The organism is Actinomadura rugatobispora (assembly GCF_055379765.1).
Window position 1 is genome coordinate 3,577,572 of sequence record NZ_AP029191.1, and the last position, 18,746, is coordinate 3,596,317.

15 protein-coding genes are annotated in these 18,746 nt (G+C 71.5%); 10 read left to right on the forward strand and 5 right to left on the reverse strand.

The features are described from left to right. Positions 1-52: 52 nt before the first annotated feature. The 6 genes from ACZ466_RS15225 to ACZ466_RS15250 all read left to right on the forward strand — a co-directional run bounded on the left by ACZ466_RS15225 (position 53) and on the right by ACZ466_RS15250 (position 6,934). Positions 53-733 (forward strand): ATP-binding protein, encoded by a 681-nt coding sequence (locus tag ACZ466_RS15225; protein ID WP_378288071.1) that lies wholly within the window; start codon positions 53-55, stop codon positions 731-733. A gap of 155 nt (positions 734-888) precedes the next feature. Then, positions 889-1,278, forward strand: a complete 390-nt coding sequence (locus ACZ466_RS15230; RefSeq protein ID WP_378288070.1) for an STAS domain-containing protein — start codon at positions 889-891, stop codon at positions 1,276-1,278. Between the two features lie 300 nt (positions 1,279-1,578). Continuing rightward, entirely contained in the window at positions 1,579-2,838 is a 1,260-nt protein-coding gene (locus tag ACZ466_RS15235) for a M16 family metallopeptidase (protein ID WP_378288069.1), read from the forward strand. Beyond that, the gene (locus tag ACZ466_RS15240; RefSeq protein ID WP_378288068.1) at positions 2,835-4,235 is read left to right on the forward strand and encodes a M16 family metallopeptidase; all 1,401 of its coding nucleotides are present in this window, start codon (positions 2,835-2,837) and stop codon (positions 4,233-4,235) included. Before ACZ466_RS15235 ends, ACZ466_RS15240 begins: the two co-directional genes overlap by 4 nt. A gap of 157 nt (positions 4,236-4,392) precedes the next feature. Next, positions 4,393-5,934, forward strand: a complete 1,542-nt coding sequence (locus ACZ466_RS15245) for a sporulation protein (RefSeq protein ID WP_464043720.1) — start codon at positions 4,393-4,395, stop codon at positions 5,932-5,934. 82 nt (positions 5,935-6,016) lie between these two features. After that, positions 6,017-6,934, forward strand: coding sequence for a hypothetical protein (locus ACZ466_RS15250; RefSeq protein WP_378288066.1), 918 nt, complete (start codon positions 6,017-6,019; stop codon positions 6,932-6,934). Positions 6,935-7,104: 170 nt separating this feature from the next. Here the strand turns inward: ACZ466_RS15250 and ACZ466_RS15255 are convergent, their stop codons facing one another. The 3 genes from ACZ466_RS15255 to ACZ466_RS15265 form a co-directional block, all read right to left on the reverse strand. Further along, the gene (locus tag ACZ466_RS15255) at positions 7,105-7,899 is read right to left on the reverse strand and encodes a phosphotransferase family protein (protein ID WP_464043722.1); all 795 of its coding nucleotides are present in this window, start codon (positions 7,897-7,899) and stop codon (positions 7,105-7,107) included. A gap of 293 nt (positions 7,900-8,192) precedes the next feature. Then, the gene (locus ACZ466_RS15260) at positions 8,193-9,233 is read right to left on the reverse strand and encodes a methyltransferase domain-containing protein (protein WP_378288065.1); all 1,041 of its coding nucleotides are present in this window, start codon (positions 9,231-9,233) and stop codon (positions 8,193-8,195) included. A gap of 246 nt (positions 9,234-9,479) precedes the next feature. Next, positions 9,480-9,863 carry an ATP-binding protein gene (locus ACZ466_RS15265; protein WP_378288064.1) on the reverse strand — a complete coding sequence of 128 codons (384 nt, stop codon included), beginning with the start codon at positions 9,861-9,863 and terminating at the stop codon, positions 9,480-9,482. A gap of 194 nt (positions 9,864-10,057) precedes the next feature. On the opposite strand from ACZ466_RS15265, the gene ACZ466_RS15270 reads away from it, so the two are divergent. Then, the gene (locus tag ACZ466_RS15270) at positions 10,058-10,864 is read left to right on the forward strand and encodes a Scr1 family TA system antitoxin-like transcriptional regulator (protein WP_378288063.1); all 807 of its coding nucleotides are present in this window, start codon (positions 10,058-10,060) and stop codon (positions 10,862-10,864) included. Continuing rightward, entirely contained in the window at positions 10,861-11,049 is a 189-nt protein-coding gene (locus ACZ466_RS15275) for a DUF397 domain-containing protein (RefSeq protein WP_378288062.1), read from the forward strand. The genes ACZ466_RS15270 and ACZ466_RS15275 overlap by 4 nt, the downstream gene beginning before the upstream one ends. Positions 11,050-11,960: 911 nt before the next feature. Here the strand turns inward: ACZ466_RS15275 and ACZ466_RS15280 are convergent. Further along, positions 11,961-13,163 (reverse strand): hypothetical protein, encoded by a 1,203-nt coding sequence (locus ACZ466_RS15280; protein ID WP_378288061.1) that lies wholly within the window; start codon positions 13,161-13,163, stop codon positions 11,961-11,963. 52 nt (positions 13,164-13,215) lie between these two features. Further along, positions 13,216-14,103 carry a hypothetical protein gene (locus ACZ466_RS15285; RefSeq protein WP_378288060.1) on the reverse strand — a complete coding sequence of 296 codons (888 nt, stop codon included), beginning with the start codon at positions 14,101-14,103 and terminating at the stop codon, positions 13,216-13,218. Positions 14,104-14,367: 264 nt separating this feature from the next. Between ACZ466_RS15285 and ACZ466_RS15290 the strand changes: the two genes are divergently transcribed. Both ACZ466_RS15290 and ACZ466_RS15295 read left to right on the forward strand, forming a co-directional pair. Continuing rightward, entirely contained in the window at positions 14,368-17,553 is a 3,186-nt protein-coding gene (locus tag ACZ466_RS15290) for a M14 family metallopeptidase (protein WP_378288059.1), read from the forward strand. Positions 17,554-18,045: 492 nt separating this feature from the next. Further along, entirely contained in the window at positions 18,046-18,639 is a 594-nt protein-coding gene (locus ACZ466_RS15295; protein WP_378288058.1) for a sigma-70 family RNA polymerase sigma factor, read from the forward strand. Positions 18,640-18,746 lie beyond the last annotated feature (107 nt).

An 18,746-nucleotide genomic window follows, 5' to 3' on the forward strand; every position in this document is an offset into this window, starting at 1 on the left:
CCCCATCGCGGGTGCGCCGGGGCCACAGGACTGTGCCGTACCGGCGACACCGGTGCCCGAATCCAGTGATCTGCCGCCACGCCTGGCCCAGGGGCTGCGCACACTGGTCGAACCGGCCGCGCCGACCGTCTCCTTCACCGTCCTGCCCGAGCCCGAGTCGGTCACCGAGGCGCGCCACTTCGCCGTCTCGCGGCTGGACGGCTGGGGCTGCGGGGCGATCTCCGACGACGTCGGCCTGGTGGTCTCGGAACTCGTCACCAACGCGCTGAGGCACAGCGGCGGCCCCGCCGCCCACGGCCCCCGCGCCCGCAACCCTTACACTTCCGGCCCGGCCGCACACGGCCCGGACCCCGACCTCCCCCACAGCCTCCACGGGTCCCACGGCGCGCATCCGTCCCACAGCACGCAGGGCGCGCACGGCCAGGGCGCCTCGCGGGCCTCTTACTCCTCCGGCGCCACGGTCGGCTCGGCCGTCCACTCCGCCGGGGACCCGCTGGGCTCGGCGCCCGCCGCCATCCGGCTGCGGCTGCTGTACCAGGCCCCCTGGCTGCTGTGCGGGATCATGGACGCCAGCCCCTCCGCGCCGCGGCGCAAGGAGCCCGACTACATAGCCGAGACCGGCCGCGGACTGCACCTGGTCGAGTCGTTCAGTATGCGCTGGGGGTGGTGCGGCCTGCCCCAGGGCAAGGTCGTCTGGGCCCTGTTCCGCTGTTCCCAGCCCGTGCGTTCCTAGCCCGTGCGTTCCTAGCCCGTGCGTTCCTGGCCCGGTGGTCCTTTGGACAGGCCCAAAGCGGGGCCTTGTGCCGGACCTCGCAGCGGCCCACGGAATGAAGGCCCTGCCCGGCGGGTATGCGTGCACCCACGAAACCGTCCGGAGAGGGAGTAGCGGTGGAATTCGCCGTCGAGCACAGGGTCGAGAAGGACCTCACCGTCGTCACGATCAGCGGTGAGATCGACGTCTTCACCAGCCCCCGCCTGCGGGAGAGACTGCTCGACATCATCGACAACGGGGCCCTCCACCTGGTGGTGGACCTGAGCGAGGTCACCTTCCTCGACTCCACCGGCCTCGGCGTCCTGGTCGGCATCTACCACCGGCTCCGCGCCCGGGACGGCTCCATGTCGTTCATGGGGGTCAACGACCGGGTGCGGCGGGTCTTCCACGTCACCCAGCTCACCAAGATCTTCGTGCTGCACCGCACGCTGGACGAGGCGCTCGCCGCCCACGAGGCCGCGGCCGCCGGCGGCCAGGGCGGCACCAAGTCCCAGACCACCCGCTGAGCCTCCCCTCGGCGCAGGGCGCTTCCGCTCCCCTCCTCTCTTACTCCCCCGCCTCCTTATTCCTTCCCTTCGCCCCCGCCACAGCGCCCCCAGAGGCCCCAGACGCGTCTCGTCCCCCTCCCGGACCTCCGGAACGGCACCGGAAATCGCCCGGCCCTCGTCGTACCGGACGTGCGGCGCCCGCGGGCTACGCGAACCGGTACCGTGAGACAGAGATCAAGCCCGCCGCCAGGGCGCAGTCCCGCAGACGCGCGCGGTGCCGTCTCGCCAACCGATCCACCGAACGGACGGGAGCGCTCCGTGGCAGAACAGCCGCTGCATGAGCACACGCTCGGCAATGGCCTGCGCGTGGTGGTCTGCGAGGACCATGTCGTACCGCTGGCCGCCGTGAACATCTGGTACGGCGTGGGCTCGCGCCACGAGCGGGCCGGCCGCACCGGTCTGGCGCACCTCTTCGAGCACCTGATGTTCCAGGGCTCGGCCAACGTCGCCGAGGGCGAGCACGCCGCGCTCCTGGAGAGCGCCGGCGCCACCTTCAACGCCAGCACCTCCTTTGAACGCACCAATTACTACGAGACGGTGCCGGTCAGCCATCTGGAGCTGGCCCTGTGGCTGGAGGCCGACCGGATGGGCACGCTGCCCGCCGCGCTCACCCAGGCCAACCTCGACAACCAGCGCGACGTGGTGAAGAACGAGCGCCGCCAGCGCTACGACAACCAGCCGTACGGCACCGCGTTCGAGAAGCTGTGCGCGCTGACGTTCCCCGAGAGGCACCCCTACGCGCACACCCCCATCGGCTCGATGGAGGACCTGGACGCCACCACCCTGGAGGACTGCGCCGACTTCTTCGGCACCTGGTACGCGCCGGGCAACGCGGTCATCTCGATCGTCGGCGACGTCGACCCGGAGGCGACCCTGGCCGCGGTGGAGCGCTACTTCGGCGGCCTGCCCTCCGGTCCGCAGGCGCCGCCGGCCCGGCCGGGCGACCTGGGCCCGCTGCCCGCGGTCAACGCCGAGCCGGTGGACGAGGAGGTGCCCTCGCCCGCCTACTTCGCGATGTTCCCGCTGCCCTCCGACGGCGGCACCGACATCGAGGCGGCCGAGCTGGCGGTGGAGATCCTCGGCGGCGGCTCCGGCTCCCGGCTGTACGACCGGATGGTGCGCCGCGACCAGATCGCCACCGAGGTGTGGGCCGGGGTGACCCGGCTGGCGGGCGGCCCGTCGCTGGCCATCGTGGACGCGATCGGCCCCGACACCGCCAAGATCGCCGAGGTGCTGGACGAGGAGCTGGCCCGGTTCGCGGCCGGCGGCCCCGACGCCGACGAGACCGCCCGCGCCACCGCGCAGGCCGAGCGCGGGTTCCTGGAGCAGACCGAGACGGTGACCGGGCTGGCCAACGCGCTGTCGCAGAACGCCACCCAGTTCGGCGACCCGGCCCGGGTGTTCACCGCGCCGGGCCGCGCCGCGGCGGTCACCGCGGACCAGATCAAGGAGATGGCGGGCCGGTGGCTGCGGCCCGGCTCGCGCTCCGTCCTGACCTATGGAGGTACGGCGTCGTGACCACCGACCCCGCGGGCTCCGAGCCCTCGGCCCTGGCCCTGGCGCCGCGCCCGGTCCCCGGTCCCGTCCCCGCCTGGGCGTTCCCGGCCGGCGCGGAGGGCGCGGTGCCCGGCGGCCCCGCCACGCTGCGCTGCGACCTTCCCGGGCGGCGGCTGGCGGCCGTGCGCCTGGTGCTGAACGCCGGCGCCGGGCGCGAGCCGGACGGCGGCGACGGCGTCGCCGCGCTGGCCGCGCGGGCGCTGCTGGAGGGCACCGAGCCCGGCGGCGGCACCGCGCTGACCGCCGCGTTCGAGCGGCTGGGCGCCAGCCTGTACGCCTCGGCCGACCTGACCGCGCTGCGGATCGCCCTGGACGTCCCGGTGACCCGGCTCGGCGCGGCGCTGGAGCTGTTCTCCTCGGTGGTGCGGGAGCCGGCGCTGGCCGACTCCGACGTGCGCCGGCTGGTCCGCGAGCGGCTGGAGGAGATCGCGCAGGAGGACGCCGACCCGGGCTCGCGCGCCATGCGCGAGCTGCGCGCCGTGATGTTCCCGGCCGGGGCGCGGGCGTCCCGGCCGACCGGCGGCACGCCCGAGTCGGTGGACGCGATCCAGGGCGCGGACGTGCGCGCGTTCTACGGCTCGGCCGTCCCCGGCGAGGCGACGGCGGTGGTCGCGGGCGACCTGTCCGGCGTGGACGCCGACGCCGCGCTGACCGCCGCGCTGGAGGGCTGGACGAGCTCGGGCGAGGCCCTGCGCGTCCCGGACGAGATCGCGCCGACGACGGGCCCGCGGATCGTGGTGGTCGACCGTCCCGGATCGGTCCAGACGTACCTGAGCCTCGGGCACGGCGTGCCGAACCGCTCGCACCCCGACTGGCCGCTGCTGACCGTGGTGTCGCACGTGCTGGGCGGCGGCCTCACCTCGCGGCTGAACGCCGTGCTCCGGGAGGAGAAGGGGTACACCTACGGGGTGCGCGCCGGGCTGCTGCGGCTGCGGCACTGCGGGCTGTTCATCACGCAGGGCGCCGTCCACACCGAGGTGACGGCGGACGCGGTCGCCGACGCGCTGACCGAGCTGCGCGGGGTCGTGTCGCGGGGCATCGACGCCGAGGAGTGCGGCTCCTCGGTGCGGGCCCTGGCCGACCGGGCGCCGGCCGAGTACGAGACGGCCCGTTCGGTCGCCGCGGAGCTGGCCGACGCGGCCGCCAACGGCCTGGGCGCCGACTACCCGCGGCGCTACCTGGACGCCGTCCGCGCCGCGACGCCGGACGAGGTGGCGCGCGCGTACGCCGAGCACGTCGACCCGGAGGCGCTGACCGTCATCGCGGTGGGCGACGCCGAGCAGATCCGCGAGCCCCTGGAGAAGCTGGGCTACGCGACCGTCACCGTGTCGGCCCGCGAGGCGAAGCCCGGCGAGTGACCTGGGATGGATCGTCCCCTCGTCTCGCCGAGGGGACGATTCACCCATTCCATGGCATATCGGGGGTCGCCGCCCGCGATGAAACGATGGCATGGTGGATTTCGTCTGACCGATGCGGGGACCGCCCCCGCGGTGTCGCGCGAGAGGGGTAGGGCCTGTGGCCTATGGGCAGATGGCGGGCGGGTACGGCGGGGCCCCGGGTCCCTCCGTCGAAACGATCCTGTCGGAGCCGAACTGCCGCCCCGGCGGGGTCGTGGCCGGCAAGGTGCACCTGGTCGGGGGCCAGCGCCCCGCTGAGATCCGGCATGTGACGCTCGCGCTGATGCCGCGCATGCAGAACGGCTACGGCGGGGAGAGCGCGGGCCCCGAGGTCTACCGCGGCGCGCTCACCAGGGCGTTCCGGCTGGAGCCCGGCCAGCGGCGCGACCTGTCGTTCTCGATCCCGCTGCCGTACGAGCTGCCGTTCACCACGGTGCTGGGCCGGGAGCTGCCGGGCTTCACCATCGGGCTGTGCACCGAGGTGGACGTCAAGGGCGAGCCCGACCCGGGCGACGTCGACCCGATCTCGGTGGAGCCGCTGAAGTCGCAGCAGTGGGTGCTCGCGGCGATCGCCCGGCTCGGCTTCAAGATCCAGAACGTGGCGTTCGAGCAGTCGAAGCTGCGCGGCGTCCCGCAGCAGCTCCCGTTCTACCAGGAGATCCAGCTGGCGCCGCCGCCGCAGTACGCGGGCCGGATCGGCGAGGTGGGGCTCAGCTTCATCGCCAACCCGCGGCACATGGCGTTCGTGCTGGAGGCCGACCGGCGGGCCGGCGGGTCCCCGGACGAGCGGTTCGGCCGCTTCCAGGTCGAGCACCAGGAGGCCGCCGAGACGGACTGGAACTCCAAGATCGGCCGCTGGCTGGAGGAGGCCGCGTCCCGGCCGCGCCCGCAGGCATCGCCCTACCCCTCGCCGGGGCACACGCCCCCCGGAGGCGCGCCACTGCCCCCACCGGGCGGCCACTCGACGTTCCCACCGCCTCCCGGCGCCCCGCCCGCGCACCACGGCACGCCAGGCCACGGACACGGCGCCCCGGCCCCGGCCGCTGCCGCCTACGGCGGCCCCGGCCAGTACGGGCAGTTCCCCCCGCCCGCCCCCGGACCGGGATCGAACAGCCCCCTGCCGCCGGCCGCACACGCGCCGCAGCCCGGCCAGAACCCGCTTCCCCCGCCGCCCGGCCACCTACCGCCCCCTCCCGGCCCCGGAGCGCCCGGCGCAGGACTCCCGTACGCCCCACCCCCGGCCCCCGCGGCCCCGCAGTACCCGCCGCCTCCCGCACACCACGGACCGCCTCCCGTCCACCACCATCACCACGGCGGACCCGCGTACCCGGCCCACCACGGCCACCACGGGCGCGGCGCCGGATGGGCCGCGGCAGGCGCGGTCGGCGGGGTCGCCGCCGCGGGCGTCGCGGGCGGCCTGGCCGCCGGCGCGGCGGTCGACGCGTTCGGCAACGTGGTCGGCGGCGCCGCCAACGTCGCGGGCTACGCCGCCGGCGTCCCCGTCGGCCAGTTCGGCGACGCCGTCGCCGGCTACGCGGGCAACCTCGCCGCCGACGCGGGCAAGGCCGTCGCCGGCGAGGCCGTCAACGCCGCCGCGGGCGAGGCCGCCGGAGCCGTCGGCGAAATCCTCGGCGGACTGCTCGGCGGCCTGTTCGGCTGATCGCGCAATGCTCGCCGCGCCCTCGGCATGACCGCCCCCGGCGGTTAGGGTCGAAGGCGCGGCCCGCCCCCCGAGGAGGCTCATGTCCACCGTGATCCTGGTCCTGCTGTGCCTGGCGATCGCCGGGCGCGAGCTCTACCTGGCCTCCGACAAACGCCTGCCCCGCGCGCAGGCGGAACTGCGCGAGCTGCGGTCGCAGCTCGCCGAACTGGGCCGGCGGCACGACACGCTGCGCGCCGACGTGGAGCAGGCCGCCGCCGAAGCCCCCGCCATCACCATCCCGCAGGCCCCGCCGCAACCGCCGCCCGGATCGCTGTACGCGCCGGAACGGCCCACCCCGCCCCCCGGCCCCGACCCCCAGGTCCTCGACCAGGTCGACAAGCTCGGCGCGCGCGTGGACCGCATCGAGACCGAACTCGGCGCCCTGTCGTCCGGACTCGCCGAGACCGACCTCGACCGCGAATCCAGGCACGCCCTGGCCCGTTCCCTCGACGCCGCCGAACAGGTCATCGGCGAACTCCGGCAGGAGATGCTGGAACGCCTCAACCGCGAGGAAGGCGTCGTACCCGGACTCCTCCTCAGCGAGGAAGGCGAGGCCGAGGCCCTCCTCACCGGAGCCTTTGAACGCTGCGCCGCCGAGTACGGCCTGCGCATCCGTATCCGCGAGCACCGCTCCGCCGGCGTCTACCAGGGCACCGCCTTCTACCTCTCCGGCCGCCGCGCCGACGCCCTGGCCGAAGAGCTGTTCACCTACGCCCGGGGCCTGCAGGACCTGAACGACCCCTCGGCCCTGACCGCCCTGCTCTCCGAGATGGCCCACCTGAACGGCGGCGGCATCGCCCGCATCGGCGCGTTCACCGCCGTCCACACGACCGGCTCCGTCCTCTGCGGCCTCCTCCCCGAGGACATCCCCGAAGGCATCGAACCCTGGGAACTCACCACCCGCCTACGCGACCTCCCAGAAGACCTGAGAGCAGCGATCAACCCAGGCACCGTGTAACCCGACGAGGCCCTCAAGAATCGGTCCTCGCTCCGCGAGGGCAGTCTCATTGGGGCTCCCGCCCCAAACCCCAAGGCAGGGGGCTCCGCCCCCCACACCCCCGAAAACCTCCCGGACCGACAAGCAACAGGCAACCCTCGATAAGCGCTGATGGCCCCGCGAATGGCGGATCAGCGTGCGCGATGTCGCGCCCACCGTTCTCTCACGGTGACGTATTCCGGCACTTCGCCGCTTGGGCGTGGGTTGGCTTGGCTGTGCAGCCTCCAGCGTTCGGCTGATACCTGTGCGTACAGGTCGATCGCAGCAGGGTCGGCGAGCTTCCAGGCGGGGACCTGGTCGGCCCACGCCTCGGCCTCCGCCGGGCTGTGCCCGGCATGGATCAGCCACGGGATGACCTGGCCTGCCTCGATCCAGGCGGCCCCGCGAGAGGCGAACGCCCAGTCGACCACGTAAGGACGGCCAAACCGGGTGATCAGGAAGTTGCGCGGGTTGAGGTCGGTGTGCAGAAGTGTGGCCCCGGCGAGCACCGAGACGTCCTCGGCGAGGCCCTCCCAGCGCCGCTCGACGCGCATCTCCACCACGTCCGGACACGCCAGCATGTGCAGCTCCCGGATGAAGGCGGCGACCGTGTTCAGATCCGGGGAGCCGGGCGCGTAGTTCGCGTGCCGACCCTCGACGTGCTCGAAGCCGAGCACGAGCCACCCCCCGGTCTCCACCGTCCAGTGGAGCCGAGGGGCGAACTCGCGGACATGCGGATTGATCTCGGCCTCTCTGCGCAGCGCACGGGCCTGACGGCCAGAGATCGTCGCGGCCTTGACGAACGTCAGCCCCACCGAGCCGTCCACCACGGCGGCCAACTCGGCGTTACTCCCAGCCGTGACCGGCCGGACCTCCCGGACGAGGCCGGTCTGCTCGGCTACGGCGTCCCGTACCTCATGCGGCAGGTCCACCCATGTGCTGCGCATCGACGCCTTCCGTCAGTCTCCGATGGTGCTGCATTCGGGCGGGCAGCAGCCCGCCCCGGCACCGGACTCCCAGAACTCCATGTCGAGGCGGTAACCGGTGGCCTTCAGGATCGGCACGGTCCGCTCCAGCGCGGCGCCGGACCGGATGTCCTCGTGTCCACCCCCATGGTTGACCAAGCGGGACGGCTGACCGCCAGGGCCGCATGCCCGGCCGCCACGGCCTTGTCCATATGCCGGAACTCGAGCCACGGCCATCGCCGGCTCCTGCACGGTGGCCTGGCCCCCATCAGGGTTCAGGTGATCCGGTTCGCCGGCGAGTCGAGCCAGACATGTTGACCTTCTGGGGTCACTGTGAGCCCGAACCGTGTGGGCCCCGGCTTGCCGGAGTCATGCCACCAGGCATAGGCCCGCTCAAGCTCGTCCCAGAGTCGGCGCGGCCCGTGCTGGCGCACACGGTGTTCGTCGTCGCTCGGCGTGCAGGCCGCCCATGAGCCGGTCTCATGGTGCGACAGCCGGAAGGTGTGGCTCCCATCCTCATTCCGAGTCCTGCCGTCGGTAACACCCGGAAGCCGGGCCCCGACCGCGAACCTGGCCTCTGATCCAGCCTCGAACACCTCATGAGGGAACACGCCGGTCGCCCTCTGCAGATAGTCGCCTTTCCCCTCATCATCTCGCCATGGCACATGCCTTGGCCGTTGCTCTCGCAGACGCATGAAGGCAACCGCCCTGGTGAATCGCCCGTCGGCGGTGCCATCAGTGCCCACCGTCAGCGTCAGCAGAACCCCGCCCGAGTAAAGATCGCTGCCCCAGGGCATGAGCACGCGTCCGTGCGCGGCGGTCTGAACCACCCAGGCGTAGGGGACATCGCTTACCGAGGCTGTCACGATCACACGGTCATACGGCGCGTTCTCCGGATATCCGGCAGCGCCGTCTCCAGTGATAACGGTGACCGGAAACCCGGCTGCATTGAGCGCCTGCCGGGCATGGTCGGCAATTCCTGCATCGACCTCGACCGTGGTCACGTTAACCGCGCTCGCGATCTCTGCGAGCATCGCCGCGTTATATCCGGTCCCGGTGCCAATTTCCAGCACGCGCATTCCTGGTTCCACGTCGAGCGCGTTGATCATGTGCCGCATGACGGAGGGGGCACTGCTGGAGCTTGTGGGCTGTACGCCCCTGGTGCCGGCACCGTCGTCCACCTGCGTGACGATCGCTTCATCGCTGTCGCAGAGCCTCCCCCACCTGCCCGGATCGTCCTCCCGGCGCAGCGGGATCATCCAGCCGTCGTCACCCCATACCCACACCGTGTCCGGAATGAACTGCCGCCGATTCATACCTCTCCAGCCCCACCGCACCCCGGGCAGCTCCGGGTTTCCTGACTCCGGCCATCCTTTCCGTCGGCATCGACGACGATCGTGCCCGATCCGTTACACCGCTTGCAGGTCTCCTTCTTGCCGTGCTTTCCCATCGCATCTTTCCTTTCATCTATCCGTGAGCGAATCACGCCCAAGGTAACACCGACTCCGGCTCTCAGTACCTCCGTGACCGTCGGTTCCGATCGACCCGAACCGTCCGTCCCTTCAGTGCTTGAGACGTGCCCACACCCACTTCCCTTCTGGTGGAGTGAACTCGACGCCTCGCTCGTCCGTGAGCGCTATGACGATGGGGAGCCCCAGGCCTCCGATGTCATCGGACTCGTGCCCCTCATCAAGGGCGTGAGCGTCGGGCTGGAGATCCCCCGCCGGAAAGGGACCGATCTGCCTGGGTTTCGGCGCTTCGTTACTTGAGTCCCATACTCCGATCCAGATGGAGCGCTCCTCGAAGACGGCCTTGAAGGTGATCTCTCGTTCGGGAGTCGTCTGACACGCGTTCGTGGCGAGTTCCGAGACGATCAGATGGAGATCGTCGATCAACTCGGTCGGCAGGTGATCCATAAGCCCCAAGAGGCCGAGGCGCTGCTCCATGTGCTGGCGCATGGTGCCCGGAAAGCTCCGGGAAGGAAGACCCGTGCACGTCAGATCGCGATCCGCCGCCGTGCTCCTAACTGCCATCCCCGATCACTCTCCCGGTGTGTGTTCTGTGGTTCGCGACACACATTCACACAGCCGGAGCTAGTTTGGCTCTGTCTCGCGAGAGGATCGAGAGTCATGGAGGGTAGATGAGCAGCAGCGCTGAGTCGATCGATCCGATGGCCGGCCTGTGGTCGCTTCTAGCCTTTCACCTGCGGATACTCCGCAAGCAGCACCGGCTGTCTCAGGCTGCCGTGGGTCGGCTTGTGGGAGCCGACCACAAGACTGTCTCGAATTGGGAGGCAGGAAGGAACCATCCACCGGTCGAAGCTCTCCGGACTCTCGACGACGAATGGAGAACCGGCGGACTACTCGCCGCTCTTCATCACTACGCCAGCACCCTGCAAGCACCCGCCCAGTTCCGAGCGTTCGCCGAGTACGAGTCCATCGCCACCGTGATCCGGATGAACGGTGTCGCCTTCATCCCGGGACTGCTGCAAACGCCCGAATACGCGGAAGCCGTCTTCAGGCTGGCTGGTGAACCCGATGTGGAAGGGCAGGTCGCCCAGCGCCTGGAAAGGCAGACGGTCATCACCAGACAGAACGCCCCCTATGTCTCCGTGCTGCTCTCCGAGGTGGCCCTTTTGCTGGCCCCCTCCCGCATCCGCTTGGGGCAACTTGAGAAACTTGCGGCGGTTGCGAACCTCCCGAACGTGACGCTCCGAGTGGTAGCTGTGGATGTGGGACCACAGGTGGGTCTAGGGGGTGCGTTCCACATCTTCAGTACTTCTGAACGCGAGGTGGGATTTGTCGAGACTCCCGCGCGTGGGAGGCTGGTGACCGAATCGGGCGACCTGCGTAGACTCACGGTCGCGTTTGATCGAACCGGCGGGCGCGCACTCTCGCCCGAGGCCACCCGCGAGAGACTCCAAGAGATGATCGAGGCACAGCAGTGACCCAGTGGAGAAAGTCCAGTCGTAGCGCCGACACCGGTCAGACAGACTGCGTCGAAGTGGCCCGTCTTCCCCTCGCGGTCGGCATCCGGGACAGCAAGGCGCCGGATGCCGGTCACATCGCCCTCAGCCACGTGACCCTCGCAAGCCTGCTGAGCGGCATCAAGGCCGGTACGTTCGACCTCTGATGCTTCATCACGGGCAGCACGCCGCGGCGACCGACGCCCGCGTGCTGTTGGCCTGATAGGAGAGCGACGCCTGGCAGGCTCTCGTGACCTCCCGCGGCCCAGGACGCGCAGCGCCGGGCCCGCGAGTCGGACTATTGCGCTGGGGCGGTCACAGATGAAGGCCGTCGTGCCGCTCGGCGACCGACCGTTTCATCCAAGCGCCTCTCAGGAGCTTGTCTTCTGCGTTGTCGTTCCGGGGCTGGTGGGGGTGTGGAGGGCGGAGCCCCCTGCCTTGTGGTTTGGGGCGGAGCCCCAATATGACTGCCCGAGCGGAGCGAGGAGCGAGATCACCAGTCCCCATGCCCCCGCCCCGGCTTCCCGGAAGGCTTTAGGGCCTGACGAAGTGGAGGGCGGGGTTGTGTCGGTCTCTACTACGTCGCCGACGCCCGGATCTGGCTTCCCGGCAAGGAGGAACCCGCCGCACGTTCGGCCACCGAAGCGATCAACGCCTATGAGGAAGCCCCTCCGGAACAACGCTCGTTCAGCGACGGGGCCGGAGCCCGCGCCGACATGGCGTTGGCGCGGGCCAACAGCGGGGATGTGGAAGGTTCCCTGGATGCCCTGCGGCCGGTCCCTGAACTGCCCAACGACCAGCGCATCGGCGGGTTGTCGCGAGTGCGATGCGTGTGCACGCCGCGCTGGGCGCGCCGCAACGGTCCCCCAGCGCAGTCACACCGCCTTGGGGTGGAGTGCCCTCGACTACGTGGATGGCGTCTCGCGCCTTTCGTCCGGGGTTGGTGGGGGGTGTGGGGGGCGGAGCCCCCGCCTTGGGGTTTGGGGCGGGAGCCCCAATGTGACTGCCCGAGCGGAGCGAGGACCGAGGTCACCAGCCACCATGCCTCCCGGTGGGGCTCCCCCCAACCCCGAAAGGGCTAGGGGCGGACGAAGTGGGGGGTTTGGGGGTTGTCTCGGTCTACGTGGAAGGCCAGTAGGCAGCGGGGGGAACGTGCCACGTCGATCTGCAGGCAGAGGCCCAACCCCAGGCCCGGGTCGATGAGGACGACGCGGCGGAGGGCTCTCAGGGCGCGGCGGGTCTGGGTGCGGGTCTCCGGGTGGAGCGGGTCGTGGAGGGTGGCGGTGACGACGCGTCCCGCGTACCGCCAGAGGGCGGCGGAGTCCAGGACGCGGCGGCCCGCCGTGGCCAGGTCGGCGACGATCACCACGCCGCTGTCGTCCTCCTCGCCGGGCGGGGGCGTCTGGGCGCCCGGGGGCGCGGGCGTTCCCTCGGGGGTGAGGTCGCGGGGGGCCAGCGGGCCGCCTACGGGACGGTGGTAGCGGAGCGGGTCGAGGGTGTCGATGACGAACGCCCCCGCGTACGGCCAGGAGGCCCTGGGACGTGCCTGGGCGCCGGGGTCGGCCGGGCGCGGGCGGAGGGGCAGGCGGGCGCTGAGGTCGAACGCCATGCCCGCGTGGTCGAGCCAGGCGGGGACGCCGAGGCCGGTCGCGCCGACGGCGTCGAGGGTGTCGATGGTGCGCCAGAGCTCGTCGGTCCGGCGGGACAGGGTGGCGGCCATGCCGAGGCCGGGGAACGCACCCTCCAGGACGGCCAGGGTGGCCCGCCAGGTCACGCTGGCGACGAACTCCGCGACGAACGCGTCGACGAGCGTCCTGCGGCGTTCGGGGTCGTTCATGGGGCCGGGGTCGGCGGGGGGCTCGGGGGCCCGCCAGGACGCCGGTACGTCCACCGGCCTGGGGGGCTCCTGCGGGAGCGGGATGTCGGGGACGGTCACCGACGGGGCCGGCGGAGCCGGTGGCGGCGGTGGTTCGGGGGTGGTCAGGTCCTCCGGGCGGGAGGTGCCCTGGACTGGGACCCAGTCGGCCGGGGCCGGGCCGGGCGGGCCCGGTTCGGGGGTCGGTTGCGGGATCGGTTCGGGGGGTGGTGCGGGGGTGGGTTGCGGGACGGGTTCCGGTGTGGGGTTCGATCCGGATGAGGGGTCGTTGTTGTAGCGCAGGCCGGCCACGTGCCTGTCGCCGGGGTGCGGTGGGGGCGGTGGTGTGGTGCGGCGGTCGCCCGGCTCGGGGGCGGCGGTTTCTCCGGGCTCGGGACTGGGGGTGTCACGCGGACCGAATCTCACGGTCCCGATCCTGGTCCCTGACGATGATCCACGGCAAGCCGCCCGCGGCGCGTCAGGCCGGACGGGTGGTGCCGAAGAGGGTGGCGCAGAGGTGTTCGAGGCGGTCGGGGCCGTCGTCGGCGGGCAGCACGGTGAGCAGCGGTTCGCCCTCCTCGTCGGTGTCGAGCCGGAGCCGTACCGGGACCTCGCGGCGCATCTCCTCGTGCTCGCCCTGGGCCGCGGCGACGTCCTGGAGGCCGACCTGGACGATCTCGGGCAGGTCGATGAGGACGGGGTGCTCCCCGGCGGGGAGCCGGTCGAGCCACAGGCCGAGGACGCGGGAGGCCAGGCCGTTGAGGAGGCGGGCCCAGGGCTCGACGAGGTGCGGCGGGACGTTCTCGGTCTGCAGTTCCGGCAGCCCGAATCTGGCCAGGCCCTTGGTGGTGAAGTAGAAGCCGTGCGTGCCGGGGGTGTGCGGCAGCAGGATCCAGTCGACCAGGCGGACGCCGCCGTCCGGGCCGGGCAGTGAGCGCAGGATGCGGTCCTGGTCGAGGACCTGGGGGGTGAACACGTCGATGACCGGGGCGTCGGCGTCGGCCGCCGCGGCGGCGGCGATGGCGCGGGTGACCCATTCGTGCGCGGGCGGCCAGCCGGGCCGGTACGCGGCGTGCACGGCCAGCAGGTGGGTGGCGGCGGCGATGCCTGCGAGGTCGCGGCGGCCGGCGCCGAAGGCGGCGAGGAGGTCGGCGGGCAGCGGCGGGAACTCGGCGGCGGGCCGCAGGTCGAGGGTGAGCAGCGGGCTGTCGAGCATCCGCAGGGCCAGGTCGCGCACCGGCGGGCGGTAGCGGCGGGCGACCCCTTCGCGGGCCAGCTCGCGCGGGTCCGGCGGCGGTGACGTGTACGCGACGGCGTACGTGGCGTACAGCGTGTCCGGTACCGGCAGCGTCAGACTCTCACCCAACTCGTCCCCCCGACGCGGACCCCGGGACGCGGGGTCCTTCGATCCCTGTGTCCTCTCGATCACACCAAAGCCGGACGTTGGAAAACTTCTGTCGCGAAGGCGACAATCCACTGCCAACCGGGGCGGGCCGACGTTCCGGACCGGGTCGAGGAGCACACAAAGCACAAACTGACCGAATGCGGCAAACAGCGCAGAAGGCACATTGACACCTTTCGCCCCCGGGCAGACGATCACGCCGCCACGTAGTGATCCTCGGGAGGCGCGATGGCGCGCAGGCGATTCAGGCACCGAACCCGGCTCAGAACGGCGTCCCTACCGATACTCGCCGCGGCGGCGCTCCTGATCGGGACGTTCGCCGCCGCACCGGCCCAGGCCGAACCGCGCCCCGCCGCGGCGGCCGGCGGGGTGGAGGTCTATACCGGAGACCTGACGGCGGACCAGATCAAGCAGCTGAACGCGGTCGGTGTCGACCAGGGCGAGATCACCTTCGGCAAGGCGGCGCGCGACGGCCGGACCCGCGTCGAGGTCGTCGTCAACGGCGTCCAGGCGGGCGAACTCGCCAAGCGCGGCGTCAAGCTGACCGTGAAGAAGGTCGAAGGGAAGGACACGACGCAGCGGGCGAAGGCGGCCCGCGCGGATCAGAACGTGTTCCGCCCGTACAGCGGGCCGGGCAACATCCGCGAGGAGATCCTGAAGGTCGCCACCGACCACCCGGGGATCGCCACCGCGGTCGACATCGGCACCTCGGTCCAGGGCAAGCCGATCACCGCGATCCGGGTGAGCAAGGACGTGGCCTCGCTGAAGGACGGCCAGCGCCCGGCGGTCGTCTACCAGGCCACCCAGCACGCCCGCGAGTGGATCACGCCGGAGATGGTGCGCCGGCTGCTGCACCACTACGTCGGCGGGTACGGCAAGGACGCCGAGCTCACCAAGATCGTCGACACCACCGACCTGTGGTTCGTCCCGGTGGTCAACGTGGACGGCTACGACCTGACGTTCCAGGACGGCTTCCGGCTGTGGCGCAAGAACGTGCGCGACAACAACGGCGACGGGCAGATCACCGGCCAGGACGGCGTCGACCTGAACCGCAACTTCCCCTACAAGTGGGGCTACGACAACGAGGGCTCCTCGCCGCTGCCCAGCGGTGAGACCTACCGCGGCCCGTCGGCGGGCTCGGAGCCGGAGACCAGGGCGCAGACGGGCCTGTACGCGCGGCTGAAGCCCAAGTACCTGATCAACTGGCATTCGGCGGCGGAGCTGCTGCTGCACGGGGTGGGCTGGCAGGCGCTGACCCGCAGCCCCGACGACCTGATCTACGACGCGGTCGTGGGCGACATCGACGACCCGGCCGTCCCGGGGTACACGCCCCAGCTGGCGGCCCAGCTGTACGTGACCAACGGCGACACCGACGGCGAGGCCGACAACCGCCACGGCGCGCTGTCGATCACGCCGGAGATGGCGACCTGCGCGAGCGCGGCGGCGTCCGACCCGGACGACGAGTGGGAGCCCGGGGACTGCGGCAGCGGGTTCGAGTTCCCCGACGACGAGAAGCTGATCCAGGCGGAGTTCCAGAAGAACCTGAAGTTCGCGGTCTCGGTCGGAAAGTCGGCGCACACGCCCGACACGCCGATCTCGCCGGTGGGCCGGACGGTCCCGGACTTCGAGGTGGACGACTTCGGGACCTCGTTCGGCTCCACGCAGGAGGTCGCGGCGGTCGTCCGGCGGTCGCTGGCCAACAAGGACCTGCGCTACCGGATCAACGGCGGGCCGGTCCGCTCCGACGGCGCCCGCGAGTGGCGGGGCGGCGAGCGGTTCGGCGACGAGAACGACCACTACTTCGCCGAGTACCGCGGCAAGGTCACCGGGCAGAAACCCGGCGACAGGGTGGAGGTCTGGTTCGAGGGGACCAAGAACGGCCAACGGGTCTCCAGCCAGAAGTTCACCTACACCGTCCGGGACGCCGGCAAGGCCGACGTGCTGGTGATCGCCGACGAGGACTACAAGGGGATCAACCCGGCCTACCCGGCCGGGACGAACGCCCCCAGGTACGCCCAGCGGTACGCGGACCTGATCAAGTCGGCCGAGCACAAGCCGCTGGTCTGGGACATCGACAAGGACGGCGTCCCGCACGACCTCGGCGTCCTGAAGCACTTCAAGGGCGTGGTCTGGTACCTGGGCGACAACCGGCTCACCCAGGACGCGGCCGACGAGGTCGTGCGTGTTGCCGCCCCCGGCTCTACCTGGGACAACGTGACCGACTCCCAGGTGGCGGACCGGGCCAAGGACCTGCTGCTGTCGGTGCGGTCGTACCTGAACGAGGGCGGCAAGCTGCTCTACACGGGCGAGACGGCGGGCTACAACGGGCCGCTGAACCGCCTGAACGGCGGCGGGATCTACTACGGCCTCAAGGGGCATCCGGAGCGGCCCTGCGTCGTCACCGGCAGCTTCCGGGACGACTGCGAGCTGCTGTCGGACGACTTCCTGCAGTACTACCTCGGCGGGTACGACCGGGCCCGGGTGGGCGCGCCGACCGAGTTCACCGGGACGGGACGCCCGTTCGACGGTTCCAAGGCCGGTCTGGGCGGCACGCCGTCCAACCAGGTGAACGAGGCCGGCGGGTTCCAGGTGACCTCGACCGTCCTGCCCTCGGGCCAGTTCCCGCAGTTCAGGAGCTGGAAGGCGGGCGACTACCTGGGCGCGGCGGCGCCGTTCGAGCCGGTGGAGGGCCAGTGGTACGTCGCCGGCCCGCACGCCGACTCCCAGTACCGGCGGCTGACCCGGACGATCGACCTGACGTCGGTCACCGCGGCGCAGGCCCCGGCGCTGCAGGCGCAGCTGTCCTACAGCACCGAGACCGGGTACGACCACGTGATCGTGGAGGCGCGCACGGCCGGCGGCGAGGACTGGACGACGCTGCCGGACCGGAACGGGCGGACCTCCGGCAACGTGCCGATCGAGTGTGAGGCGGACTACTTCCTCACCATGCACCCGTTCCTGCGGCACTACCTGACCGGCGGCAACCCGTGCCAGAACAGCGGGACCAGCGGCCAGTGGCACTCGTTCACGGGCAACTCCAACGGCTGGGTGCCGGCGGCGTTCGACCTGTCGGCCTACGCCGGGAAGCGGGTCGAGATCTCGATCGCCTACGTCAGCGACCCGTTCACCGGCGGGTCGGGGCTGTTCGTGGACGACACGCGGGTCACCACGTCCGGCGGCCAGGTGGACGCGGAGGGCTTCGAGTCCGGCCTGGGCCCGTGGGCGATCGCCGGGGCCCCGGCGGGCAGCCCGGGGAACTCGCCGGAGTTCGTCCGCTCGCAGGCGCTGATCGACTCGGTGTCGGCGGTGGCGACCAAGGACACGCTACTCCTGGGGTTCGGCGTGGAGCAGGTGAAGACGAGGGAGGAGCAGGAGGCGCTCATGCGCAGGGCGCTCGATCATCTGCTCGGGTAGCCCGCCCGGAGTGATCGCGAGGGCCCCGGCCGGTCTCCACCGGCCGGGGCCCTCGGCCGTTCCGGCGCGGGATAGAATCTCGCCATACAGGGCGTTAAACCCCACTCCCGCTATTTAGTGGGTAAATGTGATGGACGCCACGCAACCTCCGGACCCCCATCCGGCGTCTTACTGAGCGGGAACGCCACCAACGCGATCAGCGCCCCGATCTCCCGACGCCCGCGACGTCCCGCACCAGGGGTCGCCAGGCAGAGCCGATCGGCGCACCGCCCTCGACACACCCCCCAAAGCGTGGTCGACGAAGACCCCGGCCCGGAATGACGCACCACCCTCGCACCCTGATCCGCGTCATGATCCGGTTCCGAACCCGTCGGGAAAGGTGGAACGTACCCCTGCACGGGGGGCGGCCCGATCCGCCCGGTAGCCGCGCGACCCTCCGGCGCGCGCATCACGACCGGCCCTTCCGGGTCCTGACCTTTACGGGGAGCGACGATGACCGCTGTGACCTCGCCAGTTCGCGACAGCATCCCTGCCGCGGCGGCCACCGACCGTTACGAACGCGACGTGCTGCCGCTCGCCGACCCGCTGTACGCCAGCGCCGTGCGGATGACCCGCAACAGCGCCGACGCCGAGGACCTGGTCCAGGAGACGCTGGCCAAGGCCTACGTGAACTTCCACCAGTTCCAGGAGGGCACCAACCTCAAGGCCTGGCTGCACCGCATCCTCACCAACAACTTCATCAACACCTACCGCAAGCGGCAGCGCGAGCCGCAGCGGGCGGGCTCCGAGGAGCTGGAGGAGTGGCAGATCGCCCAGGCCGCGGCCAACTCCGCGGGCTTCCGCTCCGCCGAGTCCGAGGCGCTGGACCGCATCGCCGACACCCGGGTCGTGGCCGCGCTCCGCTCGCTGCCGCAGGACTTCCGGGACGCCGTCTACCTCGCCGACGTGGAGGGCTACCACTACAAGGAGATCGCCGAGATGATGGGCACCCCCATCGGCACGGTGATGTCCCGCCTGCACCGCGGCCGCAAGCAGCTGCGCGAGCTGCTGGCCGACCACCGGCGCGCCCACATCCTGGCCGCCTGACGCCTCCTACGTCTCCCGCGCCTCCCGCGCCTCCCCTCCCCCACGCGATCCCGCGGTTGCCCCGTGACCGCGGGATCACCCGTTCATAGCCACGATATGTAGTCGCA